Annotated in this window: 19 protein-coding genes; 8 read left to right on the top strand and 11 right to left on the bottom strand. The window is 39.9% G+C overall.

Annotated features, from left to right (window positions below; translation table 11 throughout):
* Positions 1-24: 24 nt before the first annotated feature.
* The 6 genes from H5161_RS08990 to H5161_RS08965 are packed head-to-tail and all read right to left on the bottom strand — an operon-like array spanning position 25 to position 6,937.
* A complete protein-coding gene (locus tag H5161_RS08990; RefSeq protein ID WP_182769113.1) occupies positions 25-1,683 on the bottom strand; it encodes a BatD family protein in 1,659 nt (552 codons plus the stop codon).
* Positions 1,677-3,617, bottom strand: a complete 1,941-nt coding sequence (locus H5161_RS08985; RefSeq protein ID WP_182769112.1) for a VWA domain-containing protein — start codon at positions 3,615-3,617, stop codon at positions 1,677-1,679. The genes H5161_RS08990 and H5161_RS08985 overlap by 7 nt, the downstream gene beginning before the upstream one ends.
* Positions 3,617-4,603: a VWA domain-containing protein gene (locus H5161_RS08980; protein WP_096792684.1), complete on the bottom strand. Its 987-nt coding sequence runs from the start codon at positions 4,601-4,603 to the stop codon at positions 3,617-3,619. Before H5161_RS08980 ends, H5161_RS08985 begins: the two co-directional genes overlap by 1 nt.
* Positions 4,596-5,030, bottom strand: a complete 435-nt coding sequence (locus tag H5161_RS08975) for a DUF4381 domain-containing protein (RefSeq protein ID WP_004335624.1) — start codon at positions 5,028-5,030, stop codon at positions 4,596-4,598. Before H5161_RS08975 ends, H5161_RS08980 begins: the two co-directional genes overlap by 8 nt.
* A gap of 2 nt (positions 5,031-5,032) precedes the next feature.
* Positions 5,033-5,977 (bottom strand): DUF58 domain-containing protein, encoded by a 945-nt coding sequence (locus H5161_RS08970; RefSeq protein ID WP_004335626.1) that lies wholly within the window; start codon positions 5,975-5,977, stop codon positions 5,033-5,035.
* A 3-nt stretch (positions 5,978-5,980) separates the two neighbouring features.
* Complete coding sequence (locus H5161_RS08965) at positions 5,981-6,937, bottom strand: MoxR family ATPase (RefSeq protein WP_007377762.1); 957 nt, start codon at positions 6,935-6,937, stop codon at positions 5,981-5,983.
* 306 nt (positions 6,938-7,243) lie between these two features.
* Here H5161_RS08965 and fadI point away from each other — a divergent pair, with 306 nt between their 5' ends.
* The 3 genes from fadI (at position 7,244) to H5161_RS08950 (ending at position 11,345) form a co-directional block, all read left to right on the top strand.
* A complete protein-coding gene (gene fadI / locus H5161_RS08960) occupies positions 7,244-8,554 on the top strand; it encodes an acetyl-CoA C-acyltransferase FadI (protein ID WP_182724567.1) in 1,311 nt (436 codons plus the stop codon).
* Complete coding sequence (gene fadJ, locus H5161_RS08955) at positions 8,554-10,761, top strand: fatty acid oxidation complex subunit alpha FadJ (RefSeq protein WP_182769111.1); 2,208 nt, start codon at positions 8,554-8,556, stop codon at positions 10,759-10,761. Before fadI ends, fadJ begins: the two co-directional genes overlap by 1 nt.
* Before the next feature lie 74 nt (positions 10,762-10,835).
* The gene (locus tag H5161_RS08950; RefSeq protein WP_024596740.1) at positions 10,836-11,345 is read left to right on the top strand and encodes a GNAT family N-acetyltransferase; all 510 of its coding nucleotides are present in this window, start codon (positions 10,836-10,838) and stop codon (positions 11,343-11,345) included.
* A gap of 35 nt (positions 11,346-11,380) precedes the next feature.
* On the opposite strand, the gene H5161_RS08945 is transcribed toward H5161_RS08950, so the two are convergent.
* Positions 11,381-11,767, bottom strand: a complete 387-nt coding sequence (locus tag H5161_RS08945) for an MmcQ/YjbR family DNA-binding protein (protein WP_024596739.1) — start codon at positions 11,765-11,767, stop codon at positions 11,381-11,383.
* 194 nt (positions 11,768-11,961) lie between these two features.
* Between H5161_RS08945 and yeiP the strand changes: the two genes are divergently transcribed.
* The gene (gene yeiP, locus H5161_RS08940) at positions 11,962-12,534 is read left to right on the top strand and encodes an elongation factor P-like protein YeiP (RefSeq protein ID WP_002962153.1); all 573 of its coding nucleotides are present in this window, start codon (positions 11,962-11,964) and stop codon (positions 12,532-12,534) included.
* Between the two features lie 139 nt (positions 12,535-12,673).
* Positions 12,674-12,868 carry a hypothetical protein gene (locus H5161_RS08935; RefSeq protein ID WP_024604473.1) on the top strand — a complete coding sequence of 65 codons (195 nt, stop codon included), beginning with the start codon at positions 12,674-12,676 and terminating at the stop codon, positions 12,866-12,868.
* On the opposite strand, the gene H5161_RS08930 is transcribed toward H5161_RS08935, so the two are convergent.
* Together H5161_RS08930 and H5161_RS08925 are read right to left on the bottom strand one after the other, a co-directional pair.
* The gene (locus H5161_RS08930) at positions 12,865-15,117 is read right to left on the bottom strand and encodes an EAL domain-containing protein (protein ID WP_182769110.1); all 2,253 of its coding nucleotides are present in this window, start codon (positions 15,115-15,117) and stop codon (positions 12,865-12,867) included. The two genes, H5161_RS08935 and H5161_RS08930, sit on opposite strands and share 4 nt — an antisense overlap.
* Before the next feature lie 54 nt (positions 15,118-15,171).
* Positions 15,172-17,895: an insulinase family protein gene (locus tag H5161_RS08925; RefSeq protein ID WP_182769109.1), complete on the bottom strand. Its 2,724-nt coding sequence runs from the start codon at positions 17,893-17,895 to the stop codon at positions 15,172-15,174.
* 191 nt (positions 17,896-18,086) lie between these two features.
* On the opposite strand from H5161_RS08925, the gene sixA reads away from it, so the two are divergent.
* Both sixA and H5161_RS08915 read left to right on the top strand, forming a co-directional pair.
* The gene (gene sixA, locus H5161_RS08920) at positions 18,087-18,557 is read left to right on the top strand and encodes a phosphohistidine phosphatase SixA (RefSeq protein WP_182769108.1); all 471 of its coding nucleotides are present in this window, start codon (positions 18,087-18,089) and stop codon (positions 18,555-18,557) included.
* A gap of 18 nt (positions 18,558-18,575) precedes the next feature.
* A complete protein-coding gene (locus H5161_RS08915) occupies positions 18,576-18,926 on the top strand; it encodes a RidA family protein (RefSeq protein WP_182769107.1) in 351 nt (116 codons plus the stop codon).
* A gap of 52 nt (positions 18,927-18,978) precedes the next feature.
* On the opposite strand, the gene H5161_RS08910 is transcribed toward H5161_RS08915, so the two are convergent.
* Together H5161_RS08910 and smrB are read right to left on the bottom strand one after the other, a co-directional pair.
* Entirely contained in the window at positions 18,979-19,920 is a 942-nt protein-coding gene (locus H5161_RS08910; protein WP_182769106.1) for an AEC family transporter, read from the bottom strand.
* A 27-nt stretch (positions 19,921-19,947) separates the two neighbouring features.
* Positions 19,948-20,505: an endonuclease SmrB gene (gene smrB, locus H5161_RS08905; RefSeq protein ID WP_007377742.1), complete on the bottom strand. Its 558-nt coding sequence runs from the start codon at positions 20,503-20,505 to the stop codon at positions 19,948-19,950.
* Between the two features lie 152 nt (positions 20,506-20,657).
* Between smrB and prmB the strand changes: the two genes are divergently transcribed.
* A complete protein-coding gene (gene prmB, locus H5161_RS08900) occupies positions 20,658-21,593 on the top strand; it encodes a 50S ribosomal protein L3 N(5)-glutamine methyltransferase (protein WP_007580615.1) in 936 nt (311 codons plus the stop codon).
* The last annotated feature ends 33 nt before the right edge of the window (positions 21,594-21,626 follow it).

Raw genomic sequence — 21,626 nt, 5'->3', positions numbered from 1 at the left:
AAAAAGACCTGAGGTTCGTAGTTATTAATCATAAAGGTCTTTTAATACAGTTTGTTGCGACTTTGATGCCTGAGTTTGATAGATCTCAAGAATTTTAATAATAGCATTAAGATCCGTGTTTGCGCCTTTATTACTATAAAGTTGTGCCTGCAATTGGCTAATGAGACCATTAAGCTCGCTGCTGTTTACGTGGATGCAGAGCTCATCAATCGCGCCAACATTTTTATGGGTCACCTTTACAGAAAAGTTATTTAATGCGGTGTAAAAGGCTTTCACATCGTGTGTTTTGGCTAATGCTTTAAGCTCGTTTAAGCTTGGCTGAGAAGTACCACGGGTGTTTAGCTGTAATTTTTCAGTCGTATCTTTAGTAGAACGGCTTATTAAGTAAAAAATTACAGTACCAATCCATAAAATATACCCTAAAGCGGCAACAACTATTAACCAAAGAGGAGTATCACTTTTAGTTTCAATAGGTTGTGTGCCAGTTGCTTGATTCGAAATATTTTCAAGAGTAGGTGAATTATTTGTGCTGGGTTGTGGGTTTGCTATGGCTGTATTAGGCGCGGTAGTACTTGGTGTTACTGTAATAGTACGCTTTGGTAATGTAGCTACACTAATACGGTTCATTTTGGTATTAAACCAAGGCAGCTTTATTTCAGGCAAAGTATAAGTACCTGGTTTTTGCGGCAGTAAGGCATATGATGCCGTTTGTTGCGATACAACGCGTCCGTCTCGCACTGCATTGTTATTTTCTTTTTTATCAGGATAGCTGCGTATGCCATCAATAGTAGGCATAGAGATTTCAGGTAATTGCTCTTTTGTAACTCCAAGCGCGGTAAGCGTAATAGTACGTGTTATAGGCGTACCTACTTCTACTGTGTTGTCGTTAGGTTGCCATTCTTCATCAAGGTTAACCAATTCGCTTGGTAACCATGCGCCTTTATAGTCACTCGGGATTGGTTTTATTTCTACTTGCTGATCATCGCCAAGAGCAGATACCTCCAGTTGGCGGTAATTTTGCTGTACTCGCCCTTGAAAAGCGGGGCCTGCAATCGTGTAGGCACCACTTTTTTGTGGCTGAATCAAATACTCACGAGTAATAACAAGGTAGCGTTTGCCATCAACTAGCTCATAACTCTCAGTTTGTTTACCTAATTGGGTTAGCTGAGCATCTTCCATACTTGGTGTGCTTAAGCTGCCATCAAGCAGTTCTTTGGCAAGGTAGAGCTTAACAGTATAAACACCGGCTTCTTGCACAAATAATGAATTACTCGAGAGCGACGTTTTTAAAAATATTTCGTTATTTTTATCTGCATCAACTGAGCGTTTTGCCACTTTTAACTTAATAGGTTGTGAGGTTAACCCTGCAACGCTAAATGCTGGTATCGTGTAATCACCCTCTGTACGGGTCATTAGTTTAACTGACCACGTAGTTTGTTTATTAATGCTGCCATTAATAATGTTGGTACGAGAGCTTAAGCTTGTTGGGCCTACAACAAAGTCTTTTAACAGCGATGAGGTGTCTGGTTGCTCGCCTTTAACTGTATCGTCTACCGATATATTAAGCATAAAAAATTCACCCGCTAATACAGGGTTTTTATCTACGCTGGCTTCTAATTTGGTGGCAGCCCACGAAGGCATCGCACTTAATAGCAATAAACAGCAAAATAATCGCATTACCATGATTTTTCGACTCCTGTAGGGCGACGTTTGTATTGTCTTTTTTGGGCTTCTAATTGCATTTTATTCCGTAATAAAATAGCCGGATCGTCCGGGACTTTTCTAAGTAGTTGATTAAGCTGTTGTGCTTTTTCTTTTTCTTCATTAGTGAGCTCACTTGCTTGGGCTTGCATCGCTTGTTGCTGAGCATTTTGTTTTTGCTCATCAGTGGCAGGTTGCTCACTTATTGCTTGTGGCTTACTTTGTTGCTGCTCATCCTCTTTAGGCTGGTCAGCGTCTTTACTTTGCCCTTGTTCGCTTTGTGGCTGGGCTTGCATATCAGGCTCATTTTGCTTATCTGATTGCTCGCCAGGCTCACCTTGTTGATCTTTTGATTGTTCAGACTCTTTATCTGATTTTTCATCGCTTGAGCTTTGACTTTCGTTTTCGCCTTTTTCAGAATCGCTTTTATCACCATTTTGTTGCTGATCCTGTTTTGACTCATCAGAATTTTGCCCTTGGTTTTGCTCATCTTTTTTCTGACTATCATTTTGGTCTTGAGAGTCGTCGCCGTCGCTTTGCTGATCTTGCTGATCTTGCTGGTTTTGTTGCTCTTGTTGATTTAGTAATTGCTCAACTAAGGCTTGGTTATCGGCTGCTTGCGTAAAGTCATCTTGTAAGGTTTGGGCTTGTTTGTACGCTTCAATTGCGTCCTCAAGTTTACCAGCTTTGGCAAGGGCATTACCGTAGTTGTATAAACCGGTAGCCGACTTATCATTACTAAACTCATTAAGTGCAGCATCAAAATTACCTTGCTGGTAAAGCGCAGCGCCTTTTAACTCACTCGATTGCGCCTGTGTTGCTGCATCGTATTCTTTATTATTGTAAGCCTCTAATGCACGTTGATCTGCATTTTTCAAAAGAGTAGGGAGCTCTACGGCATACGCATTTTGCTGCGGTAAAAAACCAAAAGCTAAAAATGCGCCTAGCAAGGCAGCGCGTCTAAATAAATACAAACCAAATGGCAGTAATAACAAGAGTCCGTAAATACCTGCATCTATTCGCCAAAGCGCATGGCTTTGTTTTTCGTCTTTCAATAATTCACTCTGCGCATTTGGGGCAAACGTATTTATGTCGTTATTGCTAGGTTGGTAACTAGCAAATTTACCACCGCTGCTTGATGCTAAATTTTTAAGCTGAGAGGCATTAATTGTAGGTACTACAATTTGGCCGTATCTGTCTTTCAAAAAGCCGCCTTCAGGTAATTTAATTGGTGCGCCTTGAGCGGTACCTACACCATAAATATTTAATCTATATTGGCTGTTACTGGTAAAGCTTCTCACGTCGCTTTGTTCTTGTTGGTCAATACCGTCGGTTACTAAAATAATGTCGCCATCAATATAACCCGCTTGCGTTAATAGCTCTTTGGCCATATCAAGACCGGCTAAAACGTTTGAGCCTTTGTCTGGCATTATTTCAGGGCTTAAGCTTGGAATTAAATTACTGAGTGTTGTGGCATCGTTTGTTAGTGGTGAAATTATATAGGCCGTGCCTGCGTAAGCTACAAGCGCGGTATCACCTTCTTTAAATAGCTCAATCATATCAAGCGCTTTAAAGCGTGATTGCATTAAACGATTTGGTAAAATATCGGTGCTGTACATTGAGTACGACATATCCATAACAATTACACGGGCACTTTTACTTTGAAATACAGGAACTTGTTTTTTCTCAAAACTAGGCCCAGCACTAAATAAAATGCCAAGGCTGCAAAACAAAGCAACTAACCAAAGTGGCTGGCTGGCTTTAGTGTTTGCTTCGCTCATTATAAATTGTGCTAAATGAGGTGCAATTAGCTGCTCACTAGTCGTTTTTTTATGCTTAATTAAGGCAACAAAAAATAATGCCACAGCAGGTATGAGTAACCATAAAAGAGCGGGGCGAATAAATTCAAAATCCATTAGTTTGGCTCCTTTAATGCACGCAGTGTACTAAGCATTACTTTTAAGCTAATAAGTAAAATAGCGATAAGTAACGGGTAGTAAAATAATGAGCTTTGTGGGCGAAATGTTTGTTCATCAGCGCTAATAGGTTCAAGCTTATCAAGCTCTGCGTAAATTTGTTGAAGGCCAGCTACATCTTTAGCTCTAAAGTATAATCCGCCAGTTTGCTCGGCAATCTTTTTAAGTAAGCTTTCATCTAAATTACTGCCACTAGAGCCTCCCACATTAAAGAGACTAAAGCCGCGCGGATTATCTGAGCCAACACCAATGGTGTACACTTTAATACCTTCTTCGCGAGCTAGCAGTAGGGCATCTTCTGGGTTTAGATTGCCCGCGGTGTTTTGTCCGTCGGTTAATAGCACCACAATTCGGTTACTTTCATCTTTATTGGCAAAGCGTTTTACCGAAAGACCCAATGCATCACCAATGGCTGTTGCGCGCCCCACTAAACCAATTTGCGCTTCGCTGAGCATTTTACTTACTGTTTTAACGTCGCGGGTGAGCGGGGTTTGTAAAAACGCGGTGTCGCCAAATAATATTAGCCCAAGCCTGTCGCCTTGACGTTGCTCTATAAAATCACTGAGTACAGCTTTTACCATGGTAAGGCGGTCAACATATTGGCCATTATAAGCCATGTCTTGTTCGGTCATCGAGCCTGATAAGTCAACTGCTAACATTATATCGCGTCCTTCATTTGGTAATGAAATTGGCTCATCTAACCATGTTGGATTGGCAGCAGCAGTAACAAGTAATAACCAAATTACCCACTCGAAAGGGTTTAAACGTCGTGCGTGTGGCTCGATGCTTTGGCTGGTTAAATTGTGCTTTGCAAAACTGGGTATACGTAAACGCGTACTGGCATTACTTGCTGCGGGTTTTAATAGTAAAAGTAATAAAGGCAAGGGTAGTAATAAAAATAACCATGGCCAGCTAAATTCAAACATTTACTGACTCCTTTATTTTAAATTGCTTAATACCTTGGCGAAATTTTTCGCACAGTGTTGTATCTTTTTGGCTGGGGTTATACAAGCTTAGTATTTCTTGTTCTGTAAAGCTTAAACCGGTGAGTGTATTAAGTGTTGTGCACCATTTAGAGGTAGATTGCGCAGCAAGTCGCTTGTCGTAATATTCAATCACTAAACGTTTTAAAATAATATGCAGTTGCTGAGGGTTTTGCTCACTTTGGCTCAATTGTATTGCGTAGCGTTTAGGCTTTTTAAATTTATGTTTTTTATAAAATATATAAATAGCTGCGCACAGTGCTAAAAACAGCAGTGCAATAATAACCCACCAAGCAGGGGCGAGTGGCCACCAATTAACTTGGCTTGGCGCTATTATATCGTGCAGGCCATCGAGTGGATTGGTTTGCATGGTTATTTTCTCACTAATTGCAGCTCAAGCGGTGTTGCTGCATTGAATGATATTAAATTAAGACCCGATTTAGTTAGGCGATTAAAGCGCGCGCTAAATGCTTGCTCAGCATTTTTAGCAAAGCGTTCTCTAAAGCTGTTATCCATTAATGGTAGGGCAAAGTCTTGACCATTTGCATTAACGGTAACGGCTTGCTTAAACGCAGGTAACTGATGCTCAAATGGATCGCTTATGTGGCAACCAATCAGCTCGCAGTGGCGGCTTAATATTTCAAGTTGCTTAAAGCTGGCATCATCCAGAGCATTAAAATCAGACACTAAATACACTAAGCTGCCTGGTTTTGCTAAATGGTTAAGGCGCTTTAGGTTATCGCTAAAGTTGTTAGTGGCTGTTTTATCAATATTGTTAAGCGCTTGCTGGTGGTTGTCGCATAAATTATGACAAAGCTTAAGCACGGCTTTTTCACGGGCGCTGGGTTTTAGCTCTAAATGCGAGTGCTGATTAAACACAATACCGCCAATTCTATCGCCGCGCTGACACGCCGACCATGCAACAAGAGCGCTTATATGCGCAGCTTGCACCGACTTTAACAGTAACTTTGAGCCAAACAGCATTGAGTTAGAAAAATCAGTGAACACAAACACAGGGCGCTCTTTTTCTTCTTGAAAGAGCTTTGTGTGAGTCTCGCCGGTACGCGCAGTAACTCGCCAATCAATAGAGCGAATATCGTCACCTTGCTGATAATGTCGCACTTCGGCAAATTCCATTCCTCGGCCTTTGTGCGGTGCAAGGTATTGCCCTGTTAAGGTGTTTTTTATTTTTACCTTAGGGGCAAGTTCAAGCAATTGCGCTTTGGCTTTGTAATACATCAGCTCTTTGAGTGCTAAATTAACACCGTGGCTATGGCTCTGTTTGAGCCATGCTTGGGTTTCTAATTGTTTTTGCATAACTTATGGTACGGCTACAAGTTCAACTATACGGCTTATTACTTGATCTTTAGTAATGCCATCGGCTTGGGCTTCGTAACTTAAAATAATGCGATGACGCAGTACGTTATGCACAACAGCTTGAATATCATCAGGTGCTACAAAGTCACGGCCTTGAAGCCATGCATGAGCACGAGCACATTTATCAAGTGCTATTGTTGCACGCGGACTTGCACCAAACTCAATCCAGCTACCTAGTTGCGCGTCTAATTTAGCGCCTTCACGGGTGGCTATAATAAGTTGTACTAAATATTGCTCAAGTGGCTCTGCTAAATAAAGGCCTAATATTTCTTTACGCGCTGCAAATAAATCGCTTTGACTAATTTTTTGCATTACTGGTTGTTGCTCGTTAAGCGCTTCGCCGCGTGTTAAACGCAGTATATCAAGCTCATGCTCTGCGCCAGGGTAGTCAATACTTAGGTGCAGTAAAAAGCGATCCAGCTGGGCTTCTGGTAACGGGTAAGTCCCTTCTTGCTCTAGCGGGTTTTGCGTTGCCATAACTAAAAACAGTTCGCTAAGCGGATAGGTATTTTTACCCACGGTAACTTGTCGCTCTGCCATGGCTTCTAATAGTGCTGATTGTACTTTGGCTGGTGCACGATTAATTTCGTCAGCTAAAATTAGGTTGTGAAAAAGAGGGCCTTTTTCAAATACAAACTCGCTAGTTTGTTGGCGGTAAATATCGGTACCTGTTACATCAGCTGGTAATAAATCTGGCGTAAACTGTACGCGCTGAAATGAGCCTTCAATGCCTTTAGCAAGTGCATTAACTGCACGTGTTTTTGCAAGCCCAGGAGGGCCTTCTACTAATAAGTGACCATCAGCTAAAATAGCAATAAGTAGCGCTTGAGTAAGCTCTGGCTGGCCAATGATTTGTGTATCTAAGTACGTTTTTAATTGTGAAAATGCGTTAGCTGCCATAATAAGTGGACTGTCCTCGTCAGCTGGGTTTGTACCTAATAGTGTTAGGTGATAAATACTGACCTATTTATAAGGTTTATAATTGGGTAACTCAAGAGTTAGACTGTATTTTTTAAAATAGTTCGTTATTTTTTAACGAATTTTAGCGTACCACAAAACTTTGTAAATGCGTCTAAAAAAGCCTATTGTGATAGTCGTAATTAAACACTGTTTATATAAATTTGTGTTTATCTATTGGCTTTAGGGCACGGGTTGTTTAGAATCGAGGAAAACAAACAGGTCAGACCTGTCAGCGGGAGAGCATAAATGTCTGAGCAAAACATACTAAAAACACCAAAGGGCGACCGTATTGCAATCGTTAGCGGCTTACGTACACCTTTTGCAAAACAAGCAACAGCGTTTCACCATGTACCTGCACTTGATATGGGGAAATTGGTGGTTAACGAAATGCTTGAACGATTAAATTTCAATAAGTCAGAAATTGATCAACTTGTATTTGGTCAAGTAGTACAAATGCCAGAAGCGCCAAATATTGCACGTGAAATTGTATTGGGCACAGGTATGCCTGTATCGGTTGATGCATATTCTGTATCGCGCGCATGTGCTACCAGCTTTCAGGCTATTGCTAATGTAGCTGAGTCTATTATGGCGGGATCTGTAAGTGTAGGTATTGCAGGTGGCGCAGATTCGTCATCAGTATTGCCAATTGGTGTAAGTAAAAATCTAGCAGGCAGCTTAGTTGATTTAAATAAAGCGCGTACGCTTGGTCAACGTTTAAAAATATTTTCAAAACTGCGTTTAAAAGACTTATTACCAGTGCCTCCTGCAGTTGCAGAGTACTCAACAGGCCTTTCAATGGGGCAAACTGCTGAGCAAATGGCTAAAACACACAACATTAGCCGTGAAGATCAAGATGCGTTAGCGCATCGTTCTCACTCACTTGCAACGCAAGCATGGGCTGATGGTAAGTTAAAAGATGAAGTAATGACGGCGCATTTACCGCCATATAAAAGCTTTATTTCAGAAGACAACAACATTCGTAAAAACTCAACGGTTGAAGGCTACGCCAAGCTTAAACCTGTTTTTGACCGTCAGCACGGTACTGTTACCGCTGCAAATGCAACACCATTAACTGATGGTGCAGCGGCCGTACTTATGATGAGCGAAAGCAAGGCAAAAGCACTTGGCTATGAAATACTAGGTTACGTACGTAGCTTTGCATTTTCGGCAATTGGCGTAGAAAAAGACATGTTAATGGGCCCAGCTCATTCAACGCCTATTGCACTAGATAGAGCGGGTATTACGCTTGCTGATTTAGATTTAATTGAAATGCACGAAGCGTTTGCATCGCAAACACTTGCCAATATGAAAATGTTTGCCTCAGACAAATTTGCACAAGAGCATTTAGGTCGCAGCAAAGCAATTGGCGAAATTAACATGGATAAGTTTAACGTTAACGGCGGCTCTTTAGCATATGGTCACCCATTTGCAGCAACAGGTGCACGCTTAATTACGCAAAGCTTACACGAGCTTAAACGTCGTGGTGGCGGTTTGGCATTAACAACAGCGTGTGCTGCTGGTGGTTTAGGTGCAGCCTTTGTATTGGAGAGCGCGTAATGACTGATTCAGTATTTAATTTAGCGGTAGATGAAAACAAAATTGCCGTAGTAACGATTGATGTGCCAGGGGAGAAAATGAATACCCTGCGCAGTAGTTTTGCCGATGACTTAAAAGCATTATTAGAAGACGCTAAGTCGCAAAATGTAAAAGGCATGGTATTTATAAGCGGAAAAACCGATAACTTTATCGCGGGCGCCGATGTAAAAATGCTTGATAGCGTTCAAAAGCGTGATGATGCTTTAGCTATTAGCGAACTATGCCATCAAGCATTTTTTGATATGACAAAACTGCCATACACAACAGTAAGTGCGATTCATGGCGCTGCATTAGGTGGTGGTTTAGAGTTTGCTTTAGCGTGTGACTACCGTGTTGGTACCGACAGCGATTTAACAAAAATTGGCTTACCAGAAGTGCAACTTGGTTTACTACCAGGTGGCGGCGGTACGCAGCGCTTAACTAAAATTGTTGGTATTCAAAAAGCACTTGAGTGGATGCTAACAGGTAAACAAATTCGCCCTAAGCAAGCTAAAAAAGCAGGCGTGCTTGATGACTGTGTACCACACAGTGTGCTGCTAAAAGTTGCAAAAGAATTTGCGACTAAGAAAAAGCCACAAGCAAAAGAGCCAAAGCTCGACAATATTAGTAAATTACTAGAGTCAAACCCGTTTGGCCGTAACTTTATCTTTATAAAAGCTAAAGAAAACGTACTTAAAAAAACGGGCGGGCACTACCCAGCACCACTCGCTATTATTAAAGCAGTGCGTGCTAGTGTAGAGCTTGATGAGCTAAAAGCGTATAAAACAGAAGCTGAAAGCTTTGCAACACTTGTAATGAGTGACGAATCGAAAGCGCTTCGCGGTATTTTCTTTGCAACCACTGAAATGAAAAAAGAGTGGCGCAATGATGACGCACCCGCAATTAGCAAAACTGCTGTTTTAGGTGGTGGACTAATGGGCGCAGGTATTGCGCACGTAAGTGCTGTTAAAGCTAAAGTACCGGTACGTATTAAAGATGTAGCAGAGCAGGGCATTAGTAATGCAATGAGCTACACCTACAAAATTTTAGACAAGCGCCTTAAGCGCCGTATTATGTCTAAAGCTGATATGCAGTTAACAATGAACCGTATTACAGGTACAACAGACTACAGCGGCTTTAAACACATTGATTTAGTAATAGAAGCTGTGTTTGAAGATCTTGCGCTTAAGCAAGGTATGGTTGCCGACGTAGAGCAGCAATGCCAAGAAAATACAATTTTTGCTAGTAACACGTCATCATTACCAATTTCGCAAATTGCAGCGCAGGCAGCACGTCCTGAAAATGTAATTGGCTTACATTACTTTTCACCAGTAGAAAAAATGCCATTAGTGGAAATTATTCCACACGAAGGTACATCTAAAGAGACTATTGCTCGCGTTGTTAACTTTGCACGTAAGCAAGGTAAAACGCCAATTGTTGTAAAAGACATGGCCGGTTTTTACGTAAATCGTATTTTAGCGCCTTACTTAAACGAAGCTGCTAATTTAATGCTTGCGGGTGAGCCAATTGAAAAGATTGATGCAGCCCTAGTTGAGTTTGGCTTTCCGGTAGGACCGCTGGCTCTACTTGATGAAGTAGGGATTGATATTGGCTCTAAAATTGCTCCAATTCTTGAAAAAGAATTAGGTGAGCGTTTTAAAGGCCCTGATGCATTTATGCGTATGATTGATTCAAAACGCCTTGGCCGTAAGTCCGGTCGTGGTTTTTATGAATACGACAAAAAAGGCAAAAAGGTTGATGAGTCAGTTTACGAACTATTGGGTGTTACCCCAGCTCCACGTTTAAACAAAAGCGAAATTGCTAAGCGATGTGTATCGAAAATGCTTAACGAAGCAGTACGCTGTTTAGATGATGGCATTATTGCAAGCCCTCGTGATGGCGACATTGGTGCAATATTTGGTATTGGTTTCCCACCATTTTTAGGTGGCCCGTTTAGCTATATGGATAAATTAGGCGCAAGTAAAATAAGCTCTGATATGTCTACATTAGCTAACAGCGATGCTAACTTTGCTCCATGTGAGTCACTGGTAACAATGGCAAGCTCTGGTACTACTTTTTATAATGCAGCAACTGTTGAGGTTGTAGCTCCTGAAGTACAAAGCACTGAGCCACAAGAGCAAAGTGTCACTGAGCCTGAAGTTACTAAAGAGATTGAAACAAAAGAATAAAGTTTCTACTGTTTATAAAAACCGCATTTAGATGCGGTTTTTTTATGATTTTTAATATTTAAATGAGGAGCTTAATGACATTATTTACACAAAGATTGAGCATGTACCAAATGGAAGAATCTGATTGGCCTCTTTTTCTAGCGCTTCATCGCGATCCTCAAGTCCTTAAGTATTGTTTTGATATGCCAATGGAGTCACTGATAAGAAACCGCTTTGAGATACGCTTACCTAAGTGGAATACTAAATCACGCCACCCACTGTGCTTACTCATTATTAATAATAAAACAAAACAACCAGTGGGTGTTACAGGCTTTGCCTATGACGGAGAAACCGCAGAGCTTGGTTATTTATTATTGCCAGAGTATTTTAATAAAGGCTACGCGACAGAGTCTTTAAGAGCTGTGATTGATTGGGCTTGGAAAGAATGTGGTATTAGGCAGTTTAAAGCTGTCGTAACGCGTGGCAATATTGGTTCTGAAAAGGTGCTTAGTAAGTGTGGCTTAACCCATACCGATACACTTTTTAAAGTGCATACAATAGGCGAAAAGTTATATGACGATTTAATTTATACGCTTAAGGTTTAAGGTTTTAATGGGCTAGTAGCCTAGCCCAAAAAGTGCTACAAGTGAAGTGCGATAGCTTTGCGGTCTTTTTCTGGCATATTTTCTACGACTAAATTAAATGAGTTATCAATCATTCTCTCAATTTCACTTTGTGCAATTGTGCCGTCTAAAATTACTGTGTTCCATAAGCGTTTATTCATATGGTAACCAGGGATCACTGCCGGGAAAGTATCACGCAATGATATTGCTTCATCAGGATCGCATTTTAAGTTAAGCCACCAAATAACCTCACCATCATCATTAGTTTGACCGTCATTGCCAATAGCAAGAGTCGCAAACATTTTATGATTCACTTTATATACATCAACCTCTTGCGCAAATGGTTTTGTAACCTGAACAAGTGGTTTTTTAACTAAATACTCATGTACTTTTTTCTGGTCCATGATCCATTCCTTGAAGTCATACTCGGTAAAGCTACCATAGCAGTTTTTTTCACATTTGATTATATGTATTTTAGTATAAATTAAAATTTTACAAGCTAATACAACATGTAGCGTAAAACCAACGTAATTTTAGTTGAACAAAATCCAGTTCGTGGTATGTTTCTGCCAATCAAAAAAATAATAGGAATTCACACATGCCAAAGGCGAGTGATGTTAAAAAAGGTACTGCTATTGACTTCAATGGCCGCGTTTTAGTTGTAAAAGATATTGTGCGCTCTGTGCCGCAAGGTCGTGCTGGTGGTAGTTTATACCGTATGCGTTTATACGATGTGGTAACCGGTGGTAAAGTTGACGAAACATTTAAAGACAGTGACATGCTAACGCTGGCTGATTTAACACGCCGTGAAGTAATGCTATCGTACATTGATGGCGACGAGTATGTGTTCATGGATAATGAAGATTACACGCCTTACAACTTAAACAAAGATGCTATTAGCGAAGAAATTTTATTTGTTAATGAAGAAACGCAAGGCGTACACGTCATTGTTATTGATGGCGCGCCAGTAGGACTTGATTTACCGTCAAGTGTTGAACTTGTTGTTGAAGAAACAGACCCATCTATTAAAGGTGCATCTGCAAGTGCTCGTTCAAAACCTGCACGTATGTCTACTGGCTTAAATATTTCTGTGCCAGAGCATATTTCAACAGGTGACCGTATCCGTATTAATACTGTTGAACACAAATTTATGGGTCGTGCTGAAAAGTAACGCGTAAATTATAATTTTAAAAGCCGAATCTGTGTTTAACAGGTTCGGCTTTTTTGTGCGCGGGGATTTGTTGCTTTAAATTTAATCACGTTAGCGTTAGAATAAGCGCCGTATTTTTGAGCAACTTTAAGGGGGAGCTTTGTTTATAGTTTTACTAAGCAGTGCATTTATAGCTTTAATGTATTTAGAAACCATTAAAAAAGGCATGCCAATTAAACGATGGCTGATTTTAGGCGGTTTACTTGGACCTGTAGCCTGGTGCTTGTTTAATCTACATTATCGTCGCGCTTTAGTTAGAAATGTAGGAATAAATGCGTGTATATGGCGCCCTTAATTTATCGACGCCACATTTTTATTTTTTCTAATTAAGCTTGGGGCTGCTTTAGTTTGTTGCTGCTTTAAAAATTCAGTAAATTCACTTTTTGATAGAGGCTTAGAATAGTAATAACCTTGTACTGTTTCGCAATTAAGCTTTTTGAGTATATCAATTTGATGGGCTTGTTCTACACCTTCAGCCACTACATGTAAATCAAGGTTATGCGCAATAGTGACTATTGAGTCGACCATATTACGGCCACGTTCGTTGGTCATGTCATCTATAAATGCTTTATCTACTTTAAGTGTATTAAGCGGAAATTGCTTTAAATACGCTAATGATGAATAACCAGTACCAAAATCATCCATTGCTAAATGAATACCTCGGGCACTTAACGAACGCATAATTGCAATGGCTTCTTTAGGGTCATCCATTACAGTACCTTCTGTTATTTCAAGCTCTAAAAAGTAAGAAGGTAATTCATTTTTTTGCAAAATAACGTCAATACGAGAGGTTAAATCGGGGAGGCTAAATTGCTTTGCTGATAAGTTGACAGCTACTCGGCCGCTAAATAAACCGCTATCTAGCCATTCTTTTACGTCTCTGCAGGCTTTGTTTAATACCACCTCACCAATTTCAATTATTTGGCCCGTTTCCTCGGCTATAGGTATAAAAACTCCCGGACTAATAATGCCTTTTTTGGGTGTAATAAAGCGCACTAATGCTTCCATTCCGGTTAGCTTGCCTGTGCGAATATTCATTTTTGGTTGGTAGTACACTTCAAAATGGTCTTCTTTTAAACCAAAGCGCATGAGGTTTTCAATTTGCAGTCGTTTAACGGCTTGACGGTTCATCGTGTCGTTAAAAAATAGGTAGCTATTACCTTTCTTTTTAGCATGATACATCGCGGTATCTGCATTTTTTAAAAGCAGTTCAGGTGTATTACCGTCTTCAGGGAATAATACAATACCTACACTTGAGGTGATTGCCAGTTCGTGGCCTGCCATTTTAAATGGTGTAGCAATGGCTGCTAAAAACTGTTTAGCCATGCGTGTAATTACATGTATGTCGTTAGTGTCAGACATTACCAGAGCAAACTCATCGCCGCCTAAACGATAAAATACATCATTTTCACGGGTTAGTTTATTTAAGCGCATTGCTAGTTTAGCTAATAAGCTGTCACCTAGCTGATGTCCTAACGAGTCATTTATTTTTTTAAAGTTATCTAAATCGAACACAAGTAAGGCGTGATGCGAATTGAGCTTTACTAGCTTTTGCAAATCAGTAAAAAATAAATTTCGGTTAGGCAGACTGGTTGTGCGATCTCGATTCGATAAGTTATGTAACTGCGATTCTGCTTTTTTACGCTCTGTTAAATCTGAATAAACAACGACATAATTAGTTATTTGATTTTGATCGTTTTTAATTTCATCTATCGATATTTCTATCGGTAATAAAATGCGCTCACTATTACGAAGCTTCACTTCTTGTTGAATATGTTCGCGCTCTTTTACTATTTCAATAATTCTGTTTGTGTAGCTTGGCTCATACCCAGATAGGCTAAAATCTTTTCCTAAGTATTGTTCGCGTACGCCACCAAACAAGGTTAAAAAGCTAGGGTTTATATCAACCAGTTTAAAGTTTCTATCGTAAATTGCTAAGGCGTCAGTAAGCGACTCAACACATTTTGCAAAAAGGTTTAAGCGCTCTTCAGTTGATTTTAACTGTGATATATCGCGAACGGTACCCGTCATTCTAAGGGGGGATAAGTTGGCGTCTTTTTCAATTATTTTTCCGCGATCGAGCACCCAGTGCCAACGACCAAAAGTATCTTTGATTCGGTAGGTGGCTTCAAAAAAAGCAGACTGCTCTGCAAAGTGCACTTTTAGCAAGTGCTCAACGTTATTAATATCGTGAGGATGGATAAGGCCTTTATTTGGTGGAAACCCCATTAACGTAGTTGAGTCCATTAAATACTTATCGTTAATACGAATAACTTCGCCTGTTTTTATGTTCCAGTCCCAAAGTGTATCGCCGCTACCTTCTACGGTACTTTTAAGGCGTTTTTCCGAAAGTCGAAGTTGGCGGCGTGAACGTCTAAGTTTATGGATTACAAATAACAGGTAGGGCAAAGCAAGCGATATAATGGCGCTTGCTAGTATAAGTATATTGTCTGAGTTGTAATTAAGTGATGACTCAAAGGCAAAAAGCTCAAATGAGTAAGCAAGTACTACAAGCATGCTTAGTTTTATTATTGTTTTTATCATTTTTTGATTACTTCTAATTTACAAATGATAATTTAAAACAAGCTAAACCTAGAGTCAAAGAGATTGAGAGTAAACGGGCATATTTTGAGATTTACTGACTTTCGCCGAGCTTAAAAGCTCATATCTTGGTCTATTATCATCAAATAGGCTTAGTGCATAAACTTTTACTTCTCTTAGTGTTAGTGCGTTTAGGGCATCTAAAAGTCGCTGCTGCATATGAAATTCGTGATCTCTGTTACCAATAGCAAGCCATAACCGTTGTGAGCGCAGGCGCAAGTTTTTATCTTTTTCTGCAATATGAGTACTAAGGCCATGTTTTTGCTGTTGCCAATCGTTTTCATCAAGTGCATCAATGTTATCAAGGTATTTTTTAATAAAGCTGTTATGACGATGCAATAATGTTTTTGCATCAAATTTAGGTGACTGCACATAAAATGCTATTCCAGCACGAGTATTAAAAGGTGCATAACCTGCGCCCACTAAATAACCTAGCTGTTGTGTTGTTCGTAACTCGTTAAAGTAATCTTGATTAATTAAATGATTTAACGCCATCATTTTTACTTTTTCGGCCACGCAATCCGTTTGCGCCTGATAGTAAACTACCATGGCATGGTCGCTACAAGGAAGTTCTAACTCGTAGCGAGTTACTTTTTTAATTTCAAAAAGGGGGCGTCTTAAATCTTCAATTATGGCTGCGTTTTTTAGGTGTTCGGCGACCTTTTTTTGAAAGGCTAATGCATCACTTTGCTGCCAGTTACCATGTAAAAATGATTCAACATGTAGTGCTTTAAAAAAGTCTGTTCTGAACTCATTAAATTGCTGAAAACAGGTGTTTTTTAATGCCGATGCAAGCTCCCCAGGTTGAGGGTTCCAAGGCATTATTTTTGCGCCTAAAATACTAAATAACTCACTGACTGGTTTGTTTTGGTTGCTATTGCGCCAATGCCTTACAAGTTGTTTTTTATATTCAGCAAAGCGTTTTGCACAAATTTCTACATTAAATAAAGCATCTATTAATTGATCAACAAGCTCTAACTGACTGGATGAAAGCCCAGCGGTATGTAGAGTTAATCCACCTTGATGCGAGGTTAAGTGGTAGCTAAGTCCTGCAAGTTCTGCAGGATAAAATTGCTCGCCTACGCTATCCATAAATAAATCTGTAAATAAGCGGGTGAGTGCCATATGCTTTACATCTTTTACGGCAAAATCAGAATCCATGGCCAAATAAAAATGACCTTTAGCAACACGAAATGTGTTGTCTTGTTTAAACCAAAAGTCAAAACCGGGTTCTTTTACTAATAACTCGGGTTTCGTTTGTGGTTTTATGACATCAAATAACACCACTTCTTTTGTCAAATAAGGATTAGCGGTAGGCAGCAGCATTTCGCTCAGCGGTTTATTTATCTCGCTAAGTGCATCAAGCCAATTAGGTGAAATATGTTCTACTTTATATGGTGTGTTGTACCATGCGGTTTTATGTTCAGGCTCTACATCTGGATGTATAAGTACGATGCGCATATTATGTGGCGTTAACCACTGCATGGCCATTTCGTGGGTCGCTTTTTTAAAGCCTTCCATTAAATAGTCGCCTTGCACGTAATTTGCTTCGTCGTAATGCTGCATATTAATGCTTAAATTACTGACCCAATCAATCAAGCGTGACTTTTCTTGGTTATCGAATGCTATTTGTAATAGATTTTTTTTATCTTGGTATAAGCGCGGCAATTTTTCGGTGTTATCGTTAATTAAGCAAATGTATTCAAACACCATTTCAATAATGTCTTCGAAGTATTCAATACCTTCATCGGTAAGCGCTAAACTAATATTAAAGTCTTTAAAGTTGCTACCATTAATACCACCGCCAGCAGAAAGCGCGTTTATCCAGCCTTGCTCTTTTAAAATAGAATAAAGAGAACCCGCGCCTTCATAGCCAAGTAAATGGGCAATAAAACTCACTGTTTTGTGGCGATAAAAGTCGTCAATATTAGGCATGGCAAAACTTATGATAAGTTTTTGCATATGCTTATGCGGCTCAATATGAAGTATTTTTCCTATGTCTTGTTTGCGATAGAGTGGCTCACTGATCTCTGGCTTTTTGAGGTTTTTATTACCCTTAATTGCGCCAAAGTAAGTTTGTGCCCAGCTTTGTAGTGTGTCTAATGTTTCGTTTGCGCAAATAACTAAAGTCATCCACTGAGCTTGGTACTGACTATTAAAAAAGTCGCGAAGCTCATCACTAATACAGCGCTCTCTGTCAGCTAAGGTTTGTAGGTTTCCTACAGAAAATTTAGCAAATGGATGAGCTGGATTTACCGTTTCTTTGTGGGCTTGATAAATACGGCGACCATCGTCTTTTATTTTTAGTTTAAACTCGGCTTCAATTGCGTTGCGTTCTTTTTCTGTTTCGGCTGAATTTAAAAGTGGCGCAATAAAAAAACGGCTAAATTGGGTAAGCGCCTGTTCAAATTCTTGGTTATTAATATCAAAAAAGTAACAGGTATGCTCAGTGCCAGTCCACGCATTAGTGTTCCCGCCAGCTTGCGAAACAAAATTATTAAAACTGCCTGAATCTGGGTATTGGTCTGTGCCTAAAAAAAGCATGTGCTCTAAAAAGTGTGCTAGGCCTTGCCTATCAAGAGGATCGTCAAAATGCCCGGCGTTAACTGCCATTGATGTTGCCGCTTTTGTAGAATCTTTATCTTGCACTAATAGTACTTTTAGACCATTGTCCAGTGTAAAGGCGCGGTATGCTCTGTTATCATTGCGGCTGATATTCAAATGATGCTCCTGAAACTAAACGTTTACTTGTTAACAACAGATGATGGCTTCAGGAAAGCGAAATACAGCTTAAAGATTTACCTGAATCTCATGAAAGAATTATTTAGAAATAAATAGATTTATGTTGTTAATATAGCTGACAAATGGGCAAACTGGCTACTGTTTTATATTCTTTAATCGGTTGATTTTTTATGAAAACAATCCTAATAATGCGCCACGGCGAAGCAACACCCATGCAGGCTGATGATGCAGGTAGAAATTTAACCCAAGCAGGACACGATGAAGCTGAAAAAATGGGCCTTTGGCTCAGTAAAGTACATTGCCCTGATGCACTGTTAGTTAGTCCTTACATTCGTGCACAGCAAACAGCTGCAGGTGTGGCTAAAAATAACGTATTTAAATTTAGCGAAACCACGTCCGATATTATCCCCGAAGGCAAACCTCAAATTGCTGCTGACTATCTTGAAACGCTTATTGCTACTCATCCCCAATGCAATACATGGCTTATAGTGGCACACATGCCTATTGTAAGTTATTTAGTGGACCAATTAAGCCCTGGTAATATGCCAATTTTTAATACAGGTGCTGTTGCTGTTATTAGTTATGATGAGCAAACCCAGCGTAGTAGTTATATAAGTATAAATGCCCCAGAAAACCTTTAAATAATTGAGAAAAGTATTATGACGATAGAACGCTTACAAACAGGTGCGCGCATGAGCCGCATAGTAAAACACAACGGCACTGTTTATTTATGTGGGCAGGTATGCGCCGACGCGCAAAAAGATATTAAAGAGCAAACTCAAACTATGCTTGATAAAGTAGAGGCGCTGCTTGATGAAGCAGGGAGTTCAAAAGAACACATGCTTAGCGCGACTATTTATGTAAAGAGCATGGAATACTTTGCTGATATGAATGCAGTATGGGATGCATGGGTACCCGAGGGTTATGCACCAGCACGTGCCTGTGTGGAAGCTAAAATGGCACGTGATGCACTACTCGTAGAAATATCTGTTGTAGCGGCCTTAAAGTAATTTGATTAAACAATTATATAGCTCATGGCAGTTTTGTTAGTTATATAGTTGTTTAAAGCAAAATAGCCAACCAAAAGCTAAAACTCAACATACACAATATAGTAGAAAGTACCACCGTACCTGCAAGCGTTGCTTGATGCTGTTTTAACTGACACGCAATTAAGTAAGCATTTACCCCTACAGGTGATGCACTCAATAGAACTAGCACATTTCTTATTTGCTCATCTAAATCAAACACATAAGTTGCTGCAACAAATACCCCAGCCGGTAATATAATAATTTTTAATAATGAAGATATAAGCGCGGGCTGCCAGTTTGAGGCTATTTTATAAAATACTAAGTTTGCGCCTAGTACAAATAAAGCACACGGAATAGCGGGTTTGGCGAGTAAATCTATACTGCTTACTAAATTGTCATATAAGCTAAGCCCAGATACATTAATGATCAACCCGCAACCAATACTCAGTACGATAGGGTTTAGCACCATACTCTTGCTAAAGTTATACCATGAGAAGTTTTCAGCACTTCCTTTTGCCCCAATTAAAAAGGTCAGGGCAAATAGCAATGTGCTATGAAAGGTGATGATCATAAATGCAATAGCAATCATCTCTTTACCCAGTGACGCTATAACAATTGGGATACCTACCAACACCATATTTGAATAACTTCCTGCCAAACCAAATACGCTGTGTTGTTGATAATTTATTGCTTTATTATTGAGACATGGCTTATTTAAGTAAAAGCGGTCAATTAAAATGCCTAATCCAAACACACTCAAAACAGGTATGTAAAAGCTCAAAAATGCAAAAAGGCTAATACTTTGCTGTAAGTTTATTTGCGACATATTTAGTACTAAAAAGGCCGGTAAACTCACATAAAAAGTAAATTTACTTAGACCCGCAATGTGTTGTTCGTTAAAAAACTTTAACTTACAACATCCATAACCCAGTGCCACAATAAAAATGAGCGGAAAAATAATTGAAAAAATATGCACGTAGTTACATCCTAGTAATGGCTAAAGTTAGCGTCTAAATTCATCACTTTGCGGTAAATTAATTAAAATAAGTACAGCGCCTCTTCCACCATATTCGAGAGGGGCTTGGTGCATCGCTATTACGTCAGGGTGCTGTACTAAGTACTGAGGCACTTTGTGCTTTAGTACGCCGCCACCAATACCGTGGACTACACATGCACAATAATAATGCTGCTTTTTACATTCGTGAATGAGTCCAGCGAGTTCGTCTTTAGCAAGTTCTTTATTTAAGCCATGTAAATCTAGCGTCAAATCGGGTGCAAAGTCACCACGGCGAAGCTGTTTAGCTAGGAAAGTATCTTGGCCAGGTTTTACATATTTAACCGTGCCGTGGGTGTCTATATCGGGAATATAAACGTCTGAGAAGAAAAATTCAGATTGAGCCTGCTTTTTTTGCTGGGCAAATTGCTTAGCTTGTGACACCTTAGGCTTTGTATCAAAACGATGAGTATCTTGTTTAAATACTTTGGCGCCTGTGATCGTTTGACGAAATAAGCTTATGTCGTCATTGCTTAGGGACGAATGTGATGGAGTGTCTTTTTTCATAACTATTACCTAAACAAAAAAACGTAAAAACGCAGCGCAAAAGGCGGTACAATACTTAAATGAGGGGCAATTGTAATTTGCCCAGCGCAGATAGGCAATGCAATCGTCTTAAAGACTCAAAACAGTCAGTAAGCTAATACAGGTAAAAATATATGAGCGATTTACAAATAGAAGAAGCAACACTCGAAGAAGCCGTTGCAGAACTGTCAACTTTACATGACTGGTTACGTTGGACTACAAGCCAATTTGCAAGTAGTAGTATATTTTTTGGACACGGTACAGATAACGCATGGGATGAAGCTGTAAGCTTATTACTGCCTGCGCTTAGCTTGCCTGTTGATGCGCCAAAAGAATTAATGCACGCGCGTTTAACAAGCACAGAAAAAAACCGACTTGCGGGTCTTATTGCAGAACGTATTAACGACTGCACACCAGTACCTTACTTAACAAATATTGCATGGTTTGCGGGTATGCCATTTTATGTGGATGAACGTGTACTTATACCTCGCTCACCGTTTGCTGAGCTTATCAGCAACCGCTTTACACCCTGGCTTGAAGAGCCACAATCGGTTAACCGCATATTAGATTTATGTACGGGGTCGGGTTGTATCGCAATTGCACTTGCTCAAGCTTTTGAGGAAGCACAAGTTGATGCGGTAGATATATCGTATGAAGCGCTTGAAGTGACAGACATTAACATTAACGATTACATGTTAAGTGATCGCGTGTTACCGATTCAGTCTGATGTATTTAGCGGTGTACCAGGTCAAAAATACGACCTAATAGTTGCAAACCCACCGTATGTTGATGCAGAAGATATGGCTGACCTGCCACGCGAATTTCATCATGAGCCAGAGCTTGGGCTTGCATCAGGCCACGATGGTTTAGATGTAACCCGTACTATTTTAAGTGAAGCGAGTGAACACCTAACTGATAACGGTTTGTTATTTGTAGAAGTTGGTAACTCTATGGTACATATGGATGCACTTTATCCAGGCGCGCCGTTTGAATGGATTGAATTTGAACAAGGCGGCTTAGGTGTATTTGTAATTAGCAAAAAGCAGCTAGATGAGTATTTTGCAAAATAAGTAAAAAATGAATAGCCAAGCCCTGTGCTTGGC

The sequence above is a fragment of the Pseudoalteromonas sp. SG43-5 genome (genome assembly GCF_014164345.1).
Classification (GTDB): domain Bacteria; phylum Pseudomonadota; class Gammaproteobacteria; order Enterobacterales; family Alteromonadaceae; genus Pseudoalteromonas; species Pseudoalteromonas distincta.
This window is presented reverse-complemented; position numbering and strand designations above follow the sequence as displayed.

Bases quoted from the DNA above. Each gene is read 5' to 3' on its own strand.
- H5161_RS08945 (WP_024596739.1), bottom strand. From the start codon at position 11,767: ATGGACCAGAAAAAAGTACATGAGTATTTAGTTAAAAAACCACTTGTT.
- fadJ (WP_182769111.1), top strand. From the start codon at position 8,554: ATGACTGATTCAGTATTTAATTTAGCGGTAGATGAAAACAAAATTGCC.
- H5161_RS08930 (WP_182769110.1), bottom strand. From the start codon at position 15,117: ATGATAAAAACAATAATAAAACTAAGCATGCTTGTAGTACTTGCTTAC.
- yeiP (WP_002962153.1), top strand. From the start codon at position 11,962: ATGCCAAAGGCGAGTGATGTTAAAAAAGGTACTGCTATTGACTTCAAT.
- sixA (WP_182769108.1), top strand. From the start codon at position 18,087: ATGAAAACAATCCTAATAATGCGCCACGGCGAAGCAACACCCATGCAG.
- H5161_RS08950 (WP_024596740.1), top strand. From the start codon at position 10,836: ATGACATTATTTACACAAAGATTGAGCATGTACCAAATGGAAGAATCT.
- H5161_RS08990 (WP_182769113.1), bottom strand. From the start codon at position 1,683: ATGGTAATGCGATTATTTTGCTGTTTATTGCTATTAAGTGCGATGCCT.
- H5161_RS08915 (WP_182769107.1), top strand. From the start codon at position 18,576: ATGACGATAGAACGCTTACAAACAGGTGCGCGCATGAGCCGCATAGTA.
- H5161_RS08965 (WP_007377762.1), bottom strand. From the start codon at position 6,937: ATGGCAGCTAACGCATTTTCACAATTAAAAACGTACTTAGATACACAA.
- fadI (WP_182724567.1), top strand. From the start codon at position 7,244: ATGTCTGAGCAAAACATACTAAAAACACCAAAGGGCGACCGTATTGCA.
- prmB (WP_007580615.1), top strand. From the start codon at position 20,658: ATGAGCGATTTACAAATAGAAGAAGCAACACTCGAAGAAGCCGTTGCA.
- H5161_RS08980 (WP_096792684.1), bottom strand. From the start codon at position 4,603: ATGTTTGAATTTAGCTGGCCATGGTTATTTTTATTACTACCCTTGCCT.
- H5161_RS08985 (WP_182769112.1), bottom strand. From the start codon at position 3,617: ATGGATTTTGAATTTATTCGCCCCGCTCTTTTATGGTTACTCATACCT.
- H5161_RS08975 (WP_004335624.1), bottom strand. From the start codon at position 5,030: ATGCAAACCAATCCACTCGATGGCCTGCACGATATAATAGCGCCAAGC.
- smrB (WP_007377742.1), bottom strand. From the start codon at position 20,505: ATGAAAAAAGACACTCCATCACATTCGTCCCTAAGCAATGACGACATA.
- H5161_RS08970 (WP_004335626.1), bottom strand. From the start codon at position 5,977: ATGCAAAAACAATTAGAAACCCAAGCATGGCTCAAACAGAGCCATAGC.